The sequence below is a fragment of the Bradyrhizobium sp. CCBAU 53351 genome, from assembly GCF_015291745.1.
Lineage (GTDB): Bacteria > Pseudomonadota > Alphaproteobacteria > Rhizobiales > Xanthobacteraceae > Bradyrhizobium.
Genome location: NZ_CP030060.1, coordinates 245,205 through 259,558 on the forward strand (window position 1 = coordinate 245,205; position 14,354 = coordinate 259,558).

The following is a 14,354-nucleotide window of genomic DNA, read 5'->3' on the forward strand; positions in this document are numbered from 1 at the left end:
TTGGAGCCCTTCTCAAGGTCCCGATAGCTCGAACACTGCGTCTTTGCGCCCGCGTTCAAGCGAATCGGTGGTGATGTTCGTCCGGACGGCCGCCACCTGAGCCAACCTAATTCGATCCCGCCGCAGCAGCCGTGAAGCTGCGGTCGACGGCTTTGCTGACGTCGAGCGTCTTCGGCAGGATGCCGTAGCGGGTCGAGCGGTCGGAGGCTTCCTGCACCTCTTTCACCACGCCCTCGTCGATCACAATCGGGCTGGTGCGCTGCGCGGTGTAGGCCGAGATCAGCACGTCCTCCGGCAGCTTGGTCAGCTCGGCCGTGCTCCTGGCGTATTCCGCAATATGGTCCAGCGACCACAGCCGTGCCTTGTTCAGCCGTTGCACGAGGTCCTGAACCGCGGCGCGCTTGGTGGCGATGGCATTGTCGGAGGCGACGATGAAGGTGATGGTCGGCGTCAGGCCGTCGCCGTCGGCGATGACGCGCGCCTTGTCCTTCAACGTCGCGAATGAGACATAGGGCTCCCACACCGCCCAGGCGTCGACTGACCCCGCCACCAGTGCCACCTTGGCATCGACAGGGCCGAGAGGCGCGAAGGTCGCCTCGTCCAGCTTGATCTGCGCCTTCTCCAGGGTTGCATCGATCAGGAACTGGCCCCAGCCGCCGCGCGTACCAGCGAGGCGCTTGCCCTTGAGGTCGGCGGCCGACTTGATCGGTGAATCCTGACGAACCAGGATCGCCTGCGTCTTGGCATCCGACCGCGTGCCGCCGATCGCCTTGATCGGCGCGCCCGCTGCATAGACGGAGAGGAAAGACAGATCGCCCGTGTAGCCGACGTCGAGCGCGCCGGCGTTGAGCGCTTCCAGAATGGGAGCTGCCGCCGGGAATTCCGACCATTCGATCTTGTAAGGCAGGTCCTTCGCATAACCCGAGATCTCGAGTAGCGAGCGTTTACCGCCTTTCTGGTCGCCGACGCGCAGCACGACTGTATCGGCCGCGAACGACGCGGCTGCCGTCGACAAGGTGACGACCGCGGCGAACAGAGAGGCCGCCAGGCGGTGCGTGATCGAATGGTCCGAAGAGTTGATGCTCATGTGATCTGTCTTGTTGCTTGCCTGTTACGACACGTGGGCGCGTGATGCGGCGAGACGATCAAGTCTATGACCGCGTGATACGCAGTCAATGAAATGGCCAACCGTATTGCGCGCGCGATGAGCAAGGACATTTCAATGAATGTGTGCTTTTCAGAAAAGCGGCGTGCGCATGCCTCAGACTGGGTGACAGTGATCCTCTCGCAGAGTCGTGAAGCTGCCTGGGAGCCGATGCGTCAGCGAAAATCGTTTCATCGTTGTTGCGTGTGCCGATGGAGAGAATGACTTCGCATCGCGCCAGATTCGAAATTCCATTTCATTGACGATGCGGTACCCGCGCCGCATGATTTGCACATCGCATCAACGTGGACGCAGGAAGCGACCCGCGAAAAATATTCTCTCTACGCAGCTCCCTCAGGAACATCCGCAACGCGAACAGTTGTGCCGATGGCGGAGCGTGCCAACTCAGGAGTGGGGCTGATGGGAAACGACATTAAGCGCAACGGATCGAGCCTCGACCGGCGTCATTTGCTTCAGGCGGGACTGGCGGCGGCCTTTGCGGCCCCGTTCGGCGCCCTGGGCGCACAGGCGTTTGTGCCGCAGGCGCCCGCGCCTGGCATAGACTTCTCGGAATTCCCGCTATGCCGCACGGCCGCGGACGGTCCTGTGCTCACGGGAGCCCCGCGCAAGCTAAAGCTCTCGTGGAATGCCGGCGCGGTGTGCCTTGCGCCGCTGCCTGTTGCGATCGAGCACGGCTTCTTCCAGAAGCAGAATCTCGATGTCGAGCTCGTCAACTATTCCGGTTCGACCGACCAGTTGCTCGAGGCCATCGCGACCGGAAAGAGCGATGCCGGTCTCGGCATGGCGCTGCGCTGGCTGAAACCGCTCGAGCAGGGCTTTGACGTCAAGATCGCCGCCGGCACCCATGGCGGCTGCATGCGCGTGCTGAGCCGCGCCGATTCCGGCGTGAACAAGCTTGCCGATCTCAAGGGCAAGATCGGTGCGGTCGGCGATCTCGCTGGTCCCGACAAGAACTTCTTCTCGATCCAGTTGGCAAAACTCGGCATTGATCCTAACAAGGACGTCGACTGGCGCGCCTATCCCGGCAATCTGCTCGATGTTGCGGTCCAGAAGGGCGAGGTGCAGGCTTTCCTGTCGTCCGACCCGCTTGCCTATCTCTGGCTCAAGGACACCCAGTACAGGGAGGTCGCCTCCAACCTCGATGGCGACTATCGCGACAAGAGCTGCTGCATCGTCGGCCTGCGCGGCTCGCTGGTTCGCGAAGAACCCCAGGTCGCGCGTGCGATCACTCAGGCGCTGCTCGACGCCGCCATGTTCACCTCGCAGAATCCGGCCGTCGCGGCAAAGTCATTCCAGCCCTACGCACCGAAGGCCGCAACGCTCGCCGATATCGAGGGCATGGTGCGCTACCACACCCACCATCATCATCCGACCGGTGAGGTGCTCAAGCGCGAACTGAAGGCTTACGCCGACGATCTCAAGAGCGTGCAGGTCTTCAAGCAGAGCACCGATACGACCAAATTCGCGGAGCGCATCTATGTCGACGTATTCTCTGTCTGACGGGCTCGCCTCCGGCGCGCCGCGGACCACGACGGCGTTTGCCAGCTGGGTGCGCGAGTCCGGCGCCGGGGTTTTCGCCAGCATCGCGTGGATTGCCTTCGGCCTCTCCTGCCTGTGGTGGGAGGATGTCGGCGACTGGTCGCGCACCCATTCGCTCGGCATCGCGGCGCTCGTCATTGCCGCGGTCGTGTTGTTCGGGACCGTCGGCGCCGACTATCTGGGCACGGCGGGCAGGGCGCTGCGCCAGCGCGCGCCCTGGCTCATCGCGCTCGGCGCGTTCCTGACGCTGTGGGAGGTCGCGACCGCCAAGTTTGCCTGGCTGCCGCTGCCGTTCTTCCCGCCGCCGCAGGCGATCATCGAGGTCTATACCGACGATCTGCCGAAGCTGCTCGACAGCCTGTTCGCCTCGGTCAAGCTGCAGCTCGGCGGCTACATCATTGGCGCTGCGGTCGGCTTCCTGACGGGGGTGTCGATCGGCTGGTCGCGCGCGGTCGGCTATTGGGTGCACCCGGTGCTGCGCTTCATCGGGCCGCTGCCGGCAACCGCCTGGCTGCCGATCGCGTTCTTCACCTTCCCCTCGAGCTGGAGCGCGTCGACCTTTCTGATCGCGCTCGCGACCGGTTTTCCCGTCACGGTGCTGACATGGTCGGGCGTCGCGAGTGTCAGCAGTGCTTATTACGATGTCGCGCGGACGCTCGGGGAAAAACCGTCCTTCCTGGTGCTGAAGGTCGCGATCCCTGCCGCGCTGCCGCACGTCTTCGTTGGGCTGTTCATGGGGCTCGGCGCCTCCTTTGCCGTGCTCGTCGTCGCCGAGATGATCGGCGTAAAGGCCGGTCTCGGCTGGTACCTGCAATGGGCGCAGGGCTGGGCTGCCTATGCCAACATGTATGCGGCGCTGATCGTGATGTCGCTGCTCTGCTCCGGCGCGATCACGCTGCTGTTTGCGATCCGCGACCGTCTGCTGGTCTGGCAGAAGGGGACCGTGAAATGGTAGAGGCAATCGTGCATCCGGCCGCCGGTGCCGCGCTCGACATCGAGCAGGTCGGCCATGCCTTCGACATCGACGGCGCCGCGCTGCCGGTGCTGAGCGATGTCAGCATCGCCGTCGAGCCCGGCGAGTTCGTCGCGCTGCTGGGGCCTTCCGGCTGCGGCAAGTCGACCTTGCTGCGGCTGGTGGCAGGGCTCGACAAGCCCAAGGCGGGAAGTCTGCGCGAGGACGAAGTCCGCATCGTCAGGCCGCATCCGTCACGCGTCGTCGTGTTCCAGGATCCGACCCTGTTTCCCTGGCGGTCGGTCTGGGACAACGTCGCCCTGGGCCTCGAAGCCCAGGGCATTCTGAAGAGCCAGCGGCAGCGTGTCGATGATGCGCTCGATCTCGTCGGACTGTCGTCGTTCCGCAATGCCTATCCGCACCAGCTCTCCGGCGGCATGGCGCAGCGCGTGGCGCTGGCGCGGGCGCTGGTGAACGATCCCAAGATCCTGATTTTGGATGAGCCGCTCGGCAAGCTCGACTCGCTGACCCGCATCACCATGCAGGCCGAGCTGGTCTCGTTGTGGCAGCGCAAGGGCTTTACCACGCTCCTCGTCACGCATGATGCCGAGGAGGCGCTGGTGCTCGCCAACCGCGTCATCGTCTTCAGCGAGCGTCCGGCGCGCGTGAAGGCCGACATCCGCGTCGACCGTCCCTATCCGCGCCATCGCGGCGATCCATATCTTGCGGACCTGCGCCGCCAGATTCTTGGCCTGCTGGGATTGGATGCAACATGGTGACTTCTATCGCTCAGGGACGGGTGGCGCATGGCGAACCCGACTATATCGCGCGCGCCGAGGCGCTTGCGCCGGGCTTTGCCGTGCGCGCAGCCGAGCACGACCGCGCCGCCAGCTTTCCCTTCCAGAACTTTCGCGAGCTCTCCGAAGCCGGCCTGCTGTCACTGACGGTGTCGGCGGCTCTCGGCGGGGCCGGCGCGGGCGCACGATATGCCGCGCGTGTGCTCGGCATCATCGGCAAGGCCGATCCGTCGACCGCGCTGGTGCTGTCGATGCACTACATCAATCATTTGGTGATGGCGCGCAGCCCGACCTGGCCGGCGCGGCTGTCGCGCAAGCTTGCGCGCGAAAGCGTCGAGGGCCTCGCGCTCATCAATGCGCTCCGGGTCGAGCCCGAACTCGGCTCGCCCGCGCGGGGCGGCCTGCCGGCGACAGTGGCCCGCCGCACCGAGACCGGCTGGCGGCTCTCTGGCCACAAGATCTACTCGACCGGCGCGCCGATCCTGAAATGGTATCTGGTATGGGCGCGGACCGACGAAGCCGAGCCGCGGGTGGGCCAGTTCCTGGTGCCGGCAGGCCTGCCGGGAACGCGGATCGTCGAGACCTGGGACCATCACGGCCTGCGCGCCAGCGGCAGCCATGACGTCATTTTCGACGACGTCGTGATCCCGCTCGACGCCGAGGTCGATGTCCGCAAGCCCGCCGACTGGCGCGCCCCCGACGTCGCGCAGGCGACCGTCCACACCGTCTTCGTCGCCGCGATCTATGATGGTATTGCCCGTGCGGCGCGCGACTGGTTCGTCCAGTTCCTGAAGCAGCGCGTGCCCGCCAGCCTCGGCGCGCCGCTTGCCACGCTGCCGCGCGCGCAGGAAATCCTCGGTGCGATCGAGGCCAGGCTCGCGGTTAATGCTCGGCTGCTCGACACCTTCGCCCGCGACTTCGACGACGGCGTCGATCTCTCCAACGGCGAATCCAACGTCATCAAGCTGACGGTCACCAACAATGCGGTCGCCGCGGTCGAGGACGCGCTGTCGCTGACCGGCAATCACGGCCTATCCCGCAGCAATCCGCTGGAGCGGCATTATCGCGATGTCCTGTGCGGGCGCGTGCACACGCCGCAGGACGATGCCACGCGCACCGGCCTCGGCCGCGCCGCATTGGGCCTCTAGCCTTTCCGAAAACAACAGGGAGATTATCATGTCGGTCGAGTTCATCGGCTTTATCGCCAACAGCAATGCTTCCGAGACCATCGTGCGCCAGGGACCGATCCTCGATCCCGCTTATATCGAGACGGTGGCAAAAGCACATGAGCTTGCCGGTTTCGACCGCGCGCTGCTCGCGTTTCATTCCACCACGCCGGATGCGCTGCAAGTTGCCCAGCATGTGCTGACCATCACCAAACAGCTCAAGGTGATGATTGCGCAGCGGCCGGGCTTCACCGCGCCGACGTTGCTGGCGCGCCAGCTCGCCACGCTCGACCAGCTCTATGGCGGCCGCGTCTCGCTGCACGTCATCACCGGCGGCAATGCCGCCGAGCTGCGTCAGGACGGCAACACCTTCGACGACAAGGACGAACGCTACGCCCGCACCAGCGAATTCCTCGACGTGGTCAGGCTGGAATGGACCAGCGAAAAGCCGTTCAACTACAGCGGCAAATATTACACCGTCGAGAACGGTTTCTCCCAGGTGAAGCCGCTGCAGAAGGGCGGCATCTACACCTTCGTCGGCGGCGGCTCGGATGCCGCGATCGAGGTCTCGGGCAAGTATGCCGACACGTTTGCGCTCTGGGGCGAGTCCTATGCGCAGGTGCGCGACGTCACGGCGCGGGTGCGCGCAGCGGCTGCGAAACACGGGCGGCCGAGTCCGCGCTTCAGCCTGTCGGTGCGGCCGATCCTCGCTGAGACCGAGGAGAAGGCCTGGCAGAAGGCGGAGCACATCCTCGAACGCGCAACTGCGCTCCAGGACCAGACCGGCTATCGCCGGCCAAACCACGCCACCGACGGCGCCAAGCGGCTCCTGGCGCTGGCTGACCAGGGCGCGCGCATTGACAAGCGGCTGTGGACCGAGATCGCAAAGCTCACCGGCGCCAACAGCAACACCACCGCGCTGGTCGGCACGCCCGAGCAGGTCGCCGAGGTCTTCGCCGATTATTATGATCTTGGCGTCAGCCATTTCCTGATCCGCGGCTTCGATCCGCTGCCCGATGCCATCGACTACGGCCGCGAGCTGATCCCGCTGACGCGCAAGCTGATCGCGACACGCGACCAGCAACGGGGCATCGCGGCGGAATGATCCGGCTCATCGCTGCTTTGGCGCTCGCCCTTGCGGGCGCCGGTCTCGCCAGCGCGCAGACGACGCTGCGCGTCGGTGACCAGAAGGGCAATGCGCGGGCGGTGATGGAAGCCGCGGGCCTGCTCAACGACGTTCCCTACAAGATCGAATGGAAGGAGTTTCCGGCCGCGGCGCCGCTGCTGGAAGCGCTCAGCGCCGGCGCGATCGAGACCGGGCTGGTCGGAGACGCGCCCTTCACTTTCGCCGCCGCCTCCGGCGCGCCCGTCAAGGCGATCGCCGCGATCCGGCAGACGCGCGAGGGGCTCGCGATCCTCGTGCCCGAGAGCTCGGCGATCAAGACCTTCGCCGACCTGCGCGGTAAAAAGATCGCGACCGGCCGTGGCTCGATCGGGCATCAGCTGATCCTGGCCGCGCTCGAAAAGAACGGCTGGAGTGCCGGTGACGTGCAGATCGCATTCCTGGCGCCGTCCGATGCCAAAATCGCCTACACGCAAGGTTCGGTCGATGCTTGGTCGACCTGGGAGCCGTACGTCAGCCAGGAAGAGGTGCTGTTCAAATCGCGCCGCATCATCACCTCGGAAGGCCTGACGCCGGGCCTCAGCTTCCAGGTGGCGCGATCCGATGCCATCAGGGACAAGCGCACCGAGCTCAACGACTTCATCCGTCGCCTCACCGCGGCGCGCGCGTGGTCGCTGAACAATATCGACAGCTATGCCGCGACCTGGGGCAAGTGGATGAACATCCCGACATCAGTACCGCAGAACTGGCTCTCGCGCGCAAAAATCCGGATCGCGCCGATCGACGACGGCGTGGTTGCGGACGAGCAGGGCACGATTGATCTGTATTTCCGCTGGGGCCTCATCAAGCAGAAGCTGGTTGCGGCGGAGATCGTCGATCGTTCGTTTGCTGATGCGATCGGAAAGGCGGGGTTCTGATGCTTCTTTGCGAGAATATGCGTGGTGCTCCGTAGCAGCCGCCGCCGACACGAAGCAACTATCGCGGATAGCGCGCTCGCGCATTAGGTCAAGCAATTTGTCTCGGAAATGTGGCTCGCACGCTGGCGCTGTGCGACATCGGTGACGGAAAGATCCCAGTTGCCGAGATCGTTCTCATGTCAACCAAGGTCGATGTTGGCCCTCTGGTGGTGAATGGCATGCCTTCGGTGGGCTTCCAGTGAGGTCATGCTTATAGCTGTCCGCGAATTGTCGAAGGCGGCGTCGCAAGAGATAGGACATCGACGATGTCTCTGCCGCAGGTGGACGAGCAAACAACGCTGAACCAATGGGCCCCTTGAAGCAGGCAGAGCCGCTTGATCGCTCGTTGTAGCCGCGCCGCTCTGGTGGCTCCGCCGCGACGAGGGATATTGAAGCCCTGGGCCGCAAGCGTGATGCGCCGCGCTTCGGAAAGCGAGAGTTCCGACTTTAGCAGCGCTCTCCCAAGACTCTGCCGTTGATAGCTCGCAAGTCGGCCAGCATCAGCTTTGGCTCTCCCATCGCTGCGAAATGGCCGCCTGTTGGCATGTCGGTAGGTGTGCTCCGCAAATGAGCGCGGAGTCGGCAGGAACACGGGATCGGGGAAGGCCGCCACGCCATCGGCGCTCCAACACGGGTGCCCGCGGGAAACCGAGCTGATCCTTCAAGGCGCTTACCGTGATAAATCCGTGTCGCGGTTACAACCGCCGGCGTCGCGACATAGGAGGCGTCGTTCGACCGTGCGACAATCGAAACTATCCAGCGAATAGGCGGCGTGCCGCTTGGACATGGCAGCGTTGCACCCGGTTGCCCTAAATGCCGGTCAATTTGACCTCGGTCCTCAGATGCTCGGCGGCAGCGCCGAGCATGGTCGTTCCGATCGTTCACTAGCTGCGCCGGTGATGCGCTTGAATTCCTCACTTTGCTCTCCTCGGTCGACGTCATCGTGCAATGCGGACTTGTCGGATGCAGCCTCCTTCATCCTCTCCGCCGCATTTAAGAAAGAAGCGTTCGCCATAAAAATCGAGCCCCATGAGTTCGTGAAGGTGGCTGTCTTTATGCGCGAATCTTGTTGCGCATCTCGATGATTTCATCATGAACTTTGTGAAACGTTTAAGGAAGGTTATGGCGATCGAATCCGCTGCCGTTTCCGCCCTGATGCAGACGCACATAGGCTACGACAAACGCCGTCGTGAGCATGTCGAGCTCCATGATGGCATCCATGGTTGCGTCGAATGTGTATTCCGACAGGCGTTTTGCGCATATTTATGAGCCACCGCGGAGGTGAACGAGTTGGAAACTCGGGAGAGCTGCAACAGTTCTGTCTCGACGGAGTCTAGGGTGGCGCGTCCGCTCTGGAAGTCAATGCACCACTCTTCGGGAAGAAGATGAGACTGCCCGCGTTCTTCGGAAAGCCACCTGCCCTTTCCAGTCACTGGCCGGTCGTTGACCGGGATTTGTAGCTCTCGTCCTGGCCTACACTTGCCGTGAGCACTCCTGCGCGGACGGCATCATGCAGCTTCAATATTAGTCTGCGGAAAATCGGTGCCTTTGAACATCAAAGGCTCTCCTAAATGGCAGGCGCATGCATAAGCAAAACAGTCCCGAAATTCAGCCGTGCTGGGTGTCGGCCCTTGCCTTAACGGTCAAAGGCGTCGAGCGCGATCCGGGCCGTTTCGGGCGGCACTTGCACCATCTTGATTTCCATTAGCGCCAGATAGCTCTCGACTGCTTCGCTAGCGTCCGAGATTGGAAGACCAAGTATTCGGGCTACGGCGATCACCGCCTCCCACACTGCCAGCGGCGAGTGTCAACGCGCGGCCGCTTGTTGAAGGCGCGTCAACAGCTCCCGCGCTTCGTCTTCATCGATCGACATCGCGGTCAACGCCGAGGCATCGATAAACATCAGTCAACTTCGTAAAGGCCGTCGCGAAACACCTTGTCTGCCGGCCTACTTTTTTGCGGATTGCCCCTGGCCCGGAGATCGCGACAGAACTGTACGCCCAAGTCGACCAAGGTAGGCTTACCCTGCTCACGCTCCAGCTCATGGGTGAGCGCCGTATGCACGGCCTCGGTGAGGCCGATCTTCTTGAGCGCCGCGATCCTGCGGGCCAGCGCGTCAGTATCAGGATTCTTAATATGGAAAGCCATCCGGATCCTCTAGCCGTTGCCGTGTATCATTATATAGCACGTCGGATACACCCTTTGAAGGCTAGGGCTCCAAGTTGATCACCGAGCTCCCGACGCAGGCAGTCGGCGCGCTGATGGTTAACCTCGCGTCGCTCTAGCTTTTCAGTCCTGAATTCCACCCGGGTGCGCCTCTTCTAGAGGTACTATTCGGAATAGCCGGTGGCCCTCTGCCGCAGCCAGTTTGGCCGGACTATTCTGCCGCGCCGAACGGAGCTGCCTCGGTCATCCACGATTGGGGAGGAGGGGGGCCCCATCCACCGGCCAATACCTTCGCCATCTCCCATTTGAGCGGTTCGTCCTCGATGTCGATCGTCTGGTAGTGAGTGTTGAACAGTTCGATGCGGTGTCCGTCCGGGTCGCGGAGATAAACGAAGCGGGCATATCCGGGAGCGAAATGGCGCGCCGGGCCGTACTCCACCGACCTACCGAAGCCCATCTCGGCGAGCAGATCGCAGATGAACATGAGATGGTAGGTCTCCGGGATGGTGAAGGCGGCGTGATGAAGGAGAGGTCCTGGGCCCGGACCTGGGGCGAACACTATGTCGTGCGGATTGCCCTTTCTCTGCAGGAAAACGAAGCTCGGTTCTTCCGATCCGTCCTGCGTAATGTACTCCGACAGTCTGAATCCGAGACGAGTGTAGAATTCGAGCGCCCGGTCCACGTGTGGTGTCAAAATCTGAAAATGGTCGAGCCGCTGCGGACAGGCGCCGCTAAAACGGCTGGATTGCAAGATCAGACGAGGCCTCGTTTCCATGGAGGCGCAAATATCGAGAGGAACACCCGCGGCGTCGGAAACACGCAGCGTACGAGCCTGATGAGGTACCTCGACCCAGGTCGGACGATGACCTAGATCCCGGAAGAAAGCTTCTGCAGCATCCAAATCCTCTTCGGTCAGAACGCGAAAGCCAATGTGTTGCGCGCTCGGCTTGCCGCCCTGTTCCAGAACGAGGGAATGATGGCAACCTTCTTCGAGTCCTCGGAGGTAGAGGCGGTTTTCGTCTTCGCTGCTGACTACGAATCCGAGCGCGTCGACGTAGAAGCGCTTGCTCTCTTTCAGGTCTTTCACCGCGAGCACGACATGGCTTGCTCGGGTCATGTTGAACGGTGGACGAAATACGGGTCGCGGTATCGCCATCAAGTCCTCCCTTGTATTGGTTTTCGTTCAAATCAGGCCGGGGTAGGAGCCGCCGTCCAGTTGAAGATTCTGGCCGGTGATGAAGCCCGCCTGTACGCTGCAGAGGTAGGCACAGGCATCCCCGAATTCTTCTGGCTTTCCGAATCGCTTCGCCGGAAGCGAGTCGGCGATCCTGGTGCGTGCCTCTTCAAGCGATATTCCCAGCTCCGACATCATCCTTTCCGCCATGAAGCGCTGACGATCGGTATCGATGCGCTCGGGCAGCATGTTGTTGATGGTGACGTTGTAGGCGGCGTATTGCCGGGCAAGCGACTTGCAGGCCGCCGTGAGCCCGGCGCGCGCGCCTGACGAGAGTTCCATCTTGGGATGCGGCGCCTTCACCATGGCAGACGTGATATTGATGATCCGCCCGAACTTCCGGTCCCGCATTCCAGGAAGAAAGGTTTTTACGAAGTGAAGGGGCGCGAGCATGTTCTGCTCGATCGCCTCCAACCACTCCGTGCGGCCGAACTCGAGGAAATTTCCGGGCGCCGGCCCGTGATTGTTGTTGATGAGGATGTCGGGTTCGGGACAGGCCTCGATAACCGTTTGGCGACCCGATTCTTCCGCGATGTCCGCCTGGACGAACGCCACTGGCTTACCCGCGAGGGCCTCGATGGACTTTGCGGCCAGGCGAAGGCGCTCCTCATCCCGGCCGTTCAGTGTGATTTCGCAGCCCTCGCGGGCGAGCGAAGTCGCGCATGCAAAACCCAACCCCTTAGAGGACGCGCATACGAGGGCCCGTTTAGCCGCCAAACCGAGGTCCATTTCGGCTCCAAACAATATATTATTTGACTTGCCCGACTTAAATAAAGATTATCATACGTCAAGGCAAGAAATTTCTATTTCAGGAGGGGTAGTTTGTCGGACGCATCAGAGACGCTCGCAACGGCCGCCTACCAGAAGCTCCGTATGGACGTGATCGGAGGGATGTTTTCCTTCGGCCAAAAGCTGAAGATCCGCTCGCTGTGCGAACGTTATGGGGTCAGCGCAGCTCCGATGCGCGAGGCTCTGACCCGGGCGGCCAAAGACGGCCTCATCATGCATTCCGACCAGCGCGGCTTTTCCGTCGCGCCGTTGAGCATCGAGGATTTGGACGACCTCTTGCAGACCAGGATCGTGCTCAACGAGTTCGCTCTCAGAAAATCGTTCGAGTACGGTGGGGCCGAGTGGGAGGAGCAGGTCCTGCTCTCATGGCACCGGCTGTCCCGCATTCCGTTTACGCCGGCTTCCGTTGACCCGGAATGGGAGCGCGCGCATCGTGTCTTCCACGCCACGCTTCTCTCCGCGTGCCGCGCGCCGCGCATTCTGGCGTATTGCGATCAGTTGTTCGACAGCGCCGACAGGTATCGGTTCATGTCTCGCGCCGCACACGTCGGCGGAGCCCGCACCGCCGACCACAAGATGATCGCCGACGCGGTGCTCGCGCACCGTCCGGACGAGGCGGTCGTCCTGCTGACACGACACTTCAGCGAGACCGCCGAACTCTGCCGGCAGCAACTGCTGTTGCAGGGAAAAGCCCAGCCCGGTGTCGTGACGCGAACGCCTTGCTAGGCAGCGTTCCTAAAAACAAACAAGAAGCCGAAGAGAGAGGAAATGACAGGCGATTTCGAGGAAACGTTCGTTCTTATCGTAGGCGGAGGACCCGTCGGGCTGACATCCGCGATCGATCTCGCGCAGAGGGGGGTACCTTGCATTCTGATTACGGAAAACCTCGAGACGGCGACCCAGCCCCGCTGCAATTTCGTGAATGCACGCACTATGGAGCATTTCCGTCGTCTCGGACTGGCGGAGGAAGTTCGCGCGGCGGCGCCGCTTGCCAAAATGCATCCGCGCGTAGCCTTCGTCACGCGCTTCTGCGGCCACGAATTCGGTAACATCGATCTGCTGAAGACGCGCCTTAGTGAAGGGCAGCTCGGACCGGAGTCCGGCCTGTCCATCTCCCAGCTCTTTCTGGAGCCGCTGCTGCGCCGACATGCCGAGGCCTCGGAGTCGGTCGACGTGCGCTTCGGTACACGCCTGGTCGCGCTCGGTGGGGAGGACGGCGCTCCGATCGCAACGGTCGAAGACGTGCGCACGGGAGTGCGCAAACGAATCCGGTCTCGGTACGTCATCGGTGCCGATGGGGCTCGGAGTCCGGTTCGTCGTCACTTCAACATTTCCATGGCGGGCGACGACGGGCGCATCGACAATGCGTTCGTCTCCGGCACCATGATCACGTATTTCGTTCGGGCCCCGACTCTGCTGGAGGAGAGCAGGCGTGCGCCGGCGACCATCACCTGGATCATAAATCACGACCTCCGCGCGTTCGTTTTTGCCCAGGACGGCCGCGAGCGCTGGATCATTCATTATCAGGTTCCGGAAGGCCTCGGCTGGGAGCAGGTCCGCAGCGACGAGGTGATGCGGTCGATATTCGGCAAAGACCTTCCGTACGAAATCCTCGCGGAGGGGCCGTGGACCGGCGGTTTGTCTTTGGTTGCCGCGGCATACCGGGCAGGTCCCGCTTTCCTCGTTGGCGACGCGGCGCACCTCTACACACCTCTAGGTGGCTTCGGCATGAACACGGGCATCGGAGATGTCCTGAACCTGACTTGGAAGCTTGCGGCAGCATACTCGGGGTGGGCCGGTCCCAACCTCCTGGATTCGTACGAGGCCGAGCGGAGATCCATCGGTTTGAGGAACTCGAAGATCGGCATCCACTGCTCGAAACGGAAAGGCAAGTGGCTGATCCCGCCGACCATCGAGGATGAAGGCGAGGCCGGTGCGCGTGCCCGGAAGACGTTCGGGGATTTCGTGGTCGTAGACGATCTCGACGAATACGACACGTCCGGACTGCAGTTGGGCGAGCGGTACGAATCCTCCCCCATCGTTTGTGCCAATGGCACTGCCGCGCCTCCGGACACATGGAGCAACTACAAGCCCGCCGACTTTCCGGGAGCGCGTTCGCCCCACTTCTGGCCGTCGCCCGGACGCGGCTTCTACGATCTGTTGGGTCGAGACTACACCCTTGTCGATTTCGAAAGCGGAGAACCTCTCGAGGCGTTGCTCGAGGCCGCGAAGCTGCGGAGGCTCCCGCTGTCGGTGGTCCGTTGTCCCGCTCCTGGCCAGCCCTACCAATCCAAACTCGTTCTGGTCAGGCCCGACCAGCACATCGCATGGCACGGAAACGCTCCACCGGAGGATCCGACGGCTGTGATCGACCGGGTGCGCGGAGCTTGACGAACCAAAACGAACGAAAAAGCGGGAGGGAATATGGGAATCGGAGGACAAGTCGTCGTTCCGTTCGATGGGTCCG

At 62.6% G+C, this 14,354-nt stretch carries 13 protein-coding genes and 1 pseudogene; 9 read left to right on the forward strand and 5 right to left on the reverse strand.

The features are described 5' to 3' along the window. Positions 1–106: 106 nt before the first annotated feature. Complete coding sequence (locus tag XH83_RS36135) at positions 107–1,087, reverse strand: ABC transporter substrate-binding protein (RefSeq protein WP_128929651.1); 981 nt, start codon at positions 1,085–1,087, stop codon at positions 107–109. 477 nt (positions 1,088–1,564) lie between these two features. Here XH83_RS36135 and XH83_RS36140 point away from each other — a divergent pair, with 477 nt between their 5' ends. The 7 genes from XH83_RS36140 to XH83_RS36170 all read left to right on the forward strand — a co-directional run bounded on the left by XH83_RS36140 (position 1,565) and on the right by XH83_RS36170 (position 8,783). Continuing rightward, positions 1,565–2,665, forward strand: coding sequence for an ABC transporter substrate-binding protein (locus XH83_RS36140; protein ID WP_128929650.1), 1,101 nt, complete (start codon positions 1,565–1,567; stop codon positions 2,663–2,665). Beyond that, positions 2,643–3,659: an ABC transporter permease gene (locus XH83_RS36145; RefSeq protein ID WP_128929649.1), complete on the forward strand. Its 1,017-nt coding sequence runs from the start codon at positions 2,643–2,645 to the stop codon at positions 3,657–3,659. The genes XH83_RS36140 and XH83_RS36145 overlap by 23 nt, the downstream gene beginning before the upstream one ends. Next, complete coding sequence (locus XH83_RS36150) at positions 3,653–4,435, forward strand: ABC transporter ATP-binding protein (protein WP_128929648.1); 783 nt, start codon at positions 3,653–3,655, stop codon at positions 4,433–4,435. The genes XH83_RS36145 and XH83_RS36150 overlap by 7 nt, the downstream gene beginning before the upstream one ends. Further along, positions 4,429–5,601, forward strand: a complete 1,173-nt coding sequence (locus XH83_RS36155; RefSeq protein WP_128929647.1) for an acyl-CoA dehydrogenase family protein — start codon at positions 4,429–4,431, stop codon at positions 5,599–5,601. Before XH83_RS36150 ends, XH83_RS36155 begins: the two co-directional genes overlap by 7 nt. 28 nt (positions 5,602–5,629) lie before the next feature. Continuing rightward, on the forward strand, positions 5,630–6,724 hold the full coding sequence (locus XH83_RS36160) for an LLM class flavin-dependent oxidoreductase (RefSeq protein WP_128929646.1): 1,095 nt from the start codon (positions 5,630–5,632) through the stop codon (positions 6,722–6,724). After that, a complete protein-coding gene (locus XH83_RS36165) occupies positions 6,721–7,659 on the forward strand; it encodes an ABC transporter substrate-binding protein (protein WP_128929645.1) in 939 nt (312 codons plus the stop codon). Before XH83_RS36160 ends, XH83_RS36165 begins: the two co-directional genes overlap by 4 nt. Before the next feature lie 818 nt (positions 7,660–8,477). Next, positions 8,478–8,783: a hypothetical protein gene (locus XH83_RS36170; protein WP_164933838.1), complete on the forward strand. Its 306-nt coding sequence runs from the start codon at positions 8,478–8,480 to the stop codon at positions 8,781–8,783. Positions 8,784–9,206: 423 nt separating this feature from the next. On the opposite strand, the pseudogene XH83_RS36175 reads toward XH83_RS36170, so the two are convergent. The 4 genes and pseudogenes from XH83_RS36175 to XH83_RS36190 all read right to left on the reverse strand — a co-directional run bounded on the left by XH83_RS36175 (position 9,207) and on the right by XH83_RS36190 (position 11,827). Further along, positions 9,207–9,601, reverse strand: a pseudogene (locus tag XH83_RS36175) (type II toxin-antitoxin system VapC family toxin). Continuing rightward, positions 9,601–9,846, reverse strand: coding sequence for a type II toxin-antitoxin system VapB family antitoxin (locus tag XH83_RS36180; RefSeq protein WP_128929644.1), 246 nt, complete (start codon positions 9,844–9,846; stop codon positions 9,601–9,603). The pseudogene XH83_RS36175 and the gene XH83_RS36180 overlap by 1 nt, the downstream one beginning before the upstream one ends. A gap of 229 nt (positions 9,847–10,075) precedes the next feature. Then, positions 10,076–11,020, reverse strand: coding sequence for a VOC family protein (locus XH83_RS36185; RefSeq protein WP_128955087.1), 945 nt, complete (start codon positions 11,018–11,020; stop codon positions 10,076–10,078). A 27-nt stretch (positions 11,021–11,047) separates the two neighbouring features. Beyond that, positions 11,048–11,827, reverse strand: a complete 780-nt coding sequence (locus tag XH83_RS36190; RefSeq protein WP_128929642.1) for an SDR family oxidoreductase — start codon at positions 11,825–11,827, stop codon at positions 11,048–11,050. Between the two features lie 93 nt (positions 11,828–11,920). Between XH83_RS36190 and XH83_RS36195 the strand changes: the two genes are divergently transcribed. Both XH83_RS36195 and XH83_RS36200 read left to right on the forward strand, forming a co-directional pair. Next, positions 11,921–12,613: a GntR family transcriptional regulator gene (locus tag XH83_RS36195; protein WP_128929641.1), complete on the forward strand. Its 693-nt coding sequence runs from the start codon at positions 11,921–11,923 to the stop codon at positions 12,611–12,613. 42 nt (positions 12,614–12,655) lie between these two features. After that, the gene (locus XH83_RS36200; RefSeq protein ID WP_128929640.1) at positions 12,656–14,278 is read left to right on the forward strand and encodes an FAD-dependent monooxygenase; all 1,623 of its coding nucleotides are present in this window, start codon (positions 12,656–12,658) and stop codon (positions 14,276–14,278) included. Positions 14,279–14,354 lie beyond the last annotated feature (76 nt).

Excerpts from the sequence above, each read along its gene's own strand:
- XH83_RS36165 (WP_128929645.1), top strand. The coding sequence starts at position 6,721 with ATGATCCGGCTCATCGCTGCTTTGGCGCTCGCCCTTGCGGGCGCCGGT.
- XH83_RS36180 (WP_128929644.1), bottom strand. The coding sequence starts at position 9,846 with ATGGCTTTCCATATTAAGAATCCTGATACTGACGCGCTGGCCCGCAGG.
- XH83_RS36190 (WP_128929642.1), bottom strand. The coding sequence starts at position 11,827 with ATGGACCTCGGTTTGGCGGCTAAACGGGCCCTCGTATGCGCGTCCTCT.
- XH83_RS36155 (WP_128929647.1), top strand. The coding sequence starts at position 4,429 with ATGGTGACTTCTATCGCTCAGGGACGGGTGGCGCATGGCGAACCCGAC.
- XH83_RS36150 (WP_128929648.1), top strand. The coding sequence starts at position 3,653 with ATGGTAGAGGCAATCGTGCATCCGGCCGCCGGTGCCGCGCTCGACATC.
- XH83_RS36140 (WP_128929650.1), top strand. The coding sequence starts at position 1,565 with ATGGGAAACGACATTAAGCGCAACGGATCGAGCCTCGACCGGCGTCAT.
- XH83_RS36135 (WP_128929651.1), bottom strand. The coding sequence starts at position 1,087 with ATGAGCATCAACTCTTCGGACCATTCGATCACGCACCGCCTGGCGGCC.
- XH83_RS36145 (WP_128929649.1), top strand. The coding sequence starts at position 2,643 with ATGTCGACGTATTCTCTGTCTGACGGGCTCGCCTCCGGCGCGCCGCGG.
- XH83_RS36185 (WP_128955087.1), bottom strand. The coding sequence starts at position 11,020 with ATGGCGATACCGCGACCCGTATTTCGTCCACCGTTCAACATGACCCGA.
- XH83_RS36200 (WP_128929640.1), top strand. The coding sequence starts at position 12,656 with ATGACAGGCGATTTCGAGGAAACGTTCGTTCTTATCGTAGGCGGAGGA.
- XH83_RS36160 (WP_128929646.1), top strand. The coding sequence starts at position 5,630 with ATGTCGGTCGAGTTCATCGGCTTTATCGCCAACAGCAATGCTTCCGAG.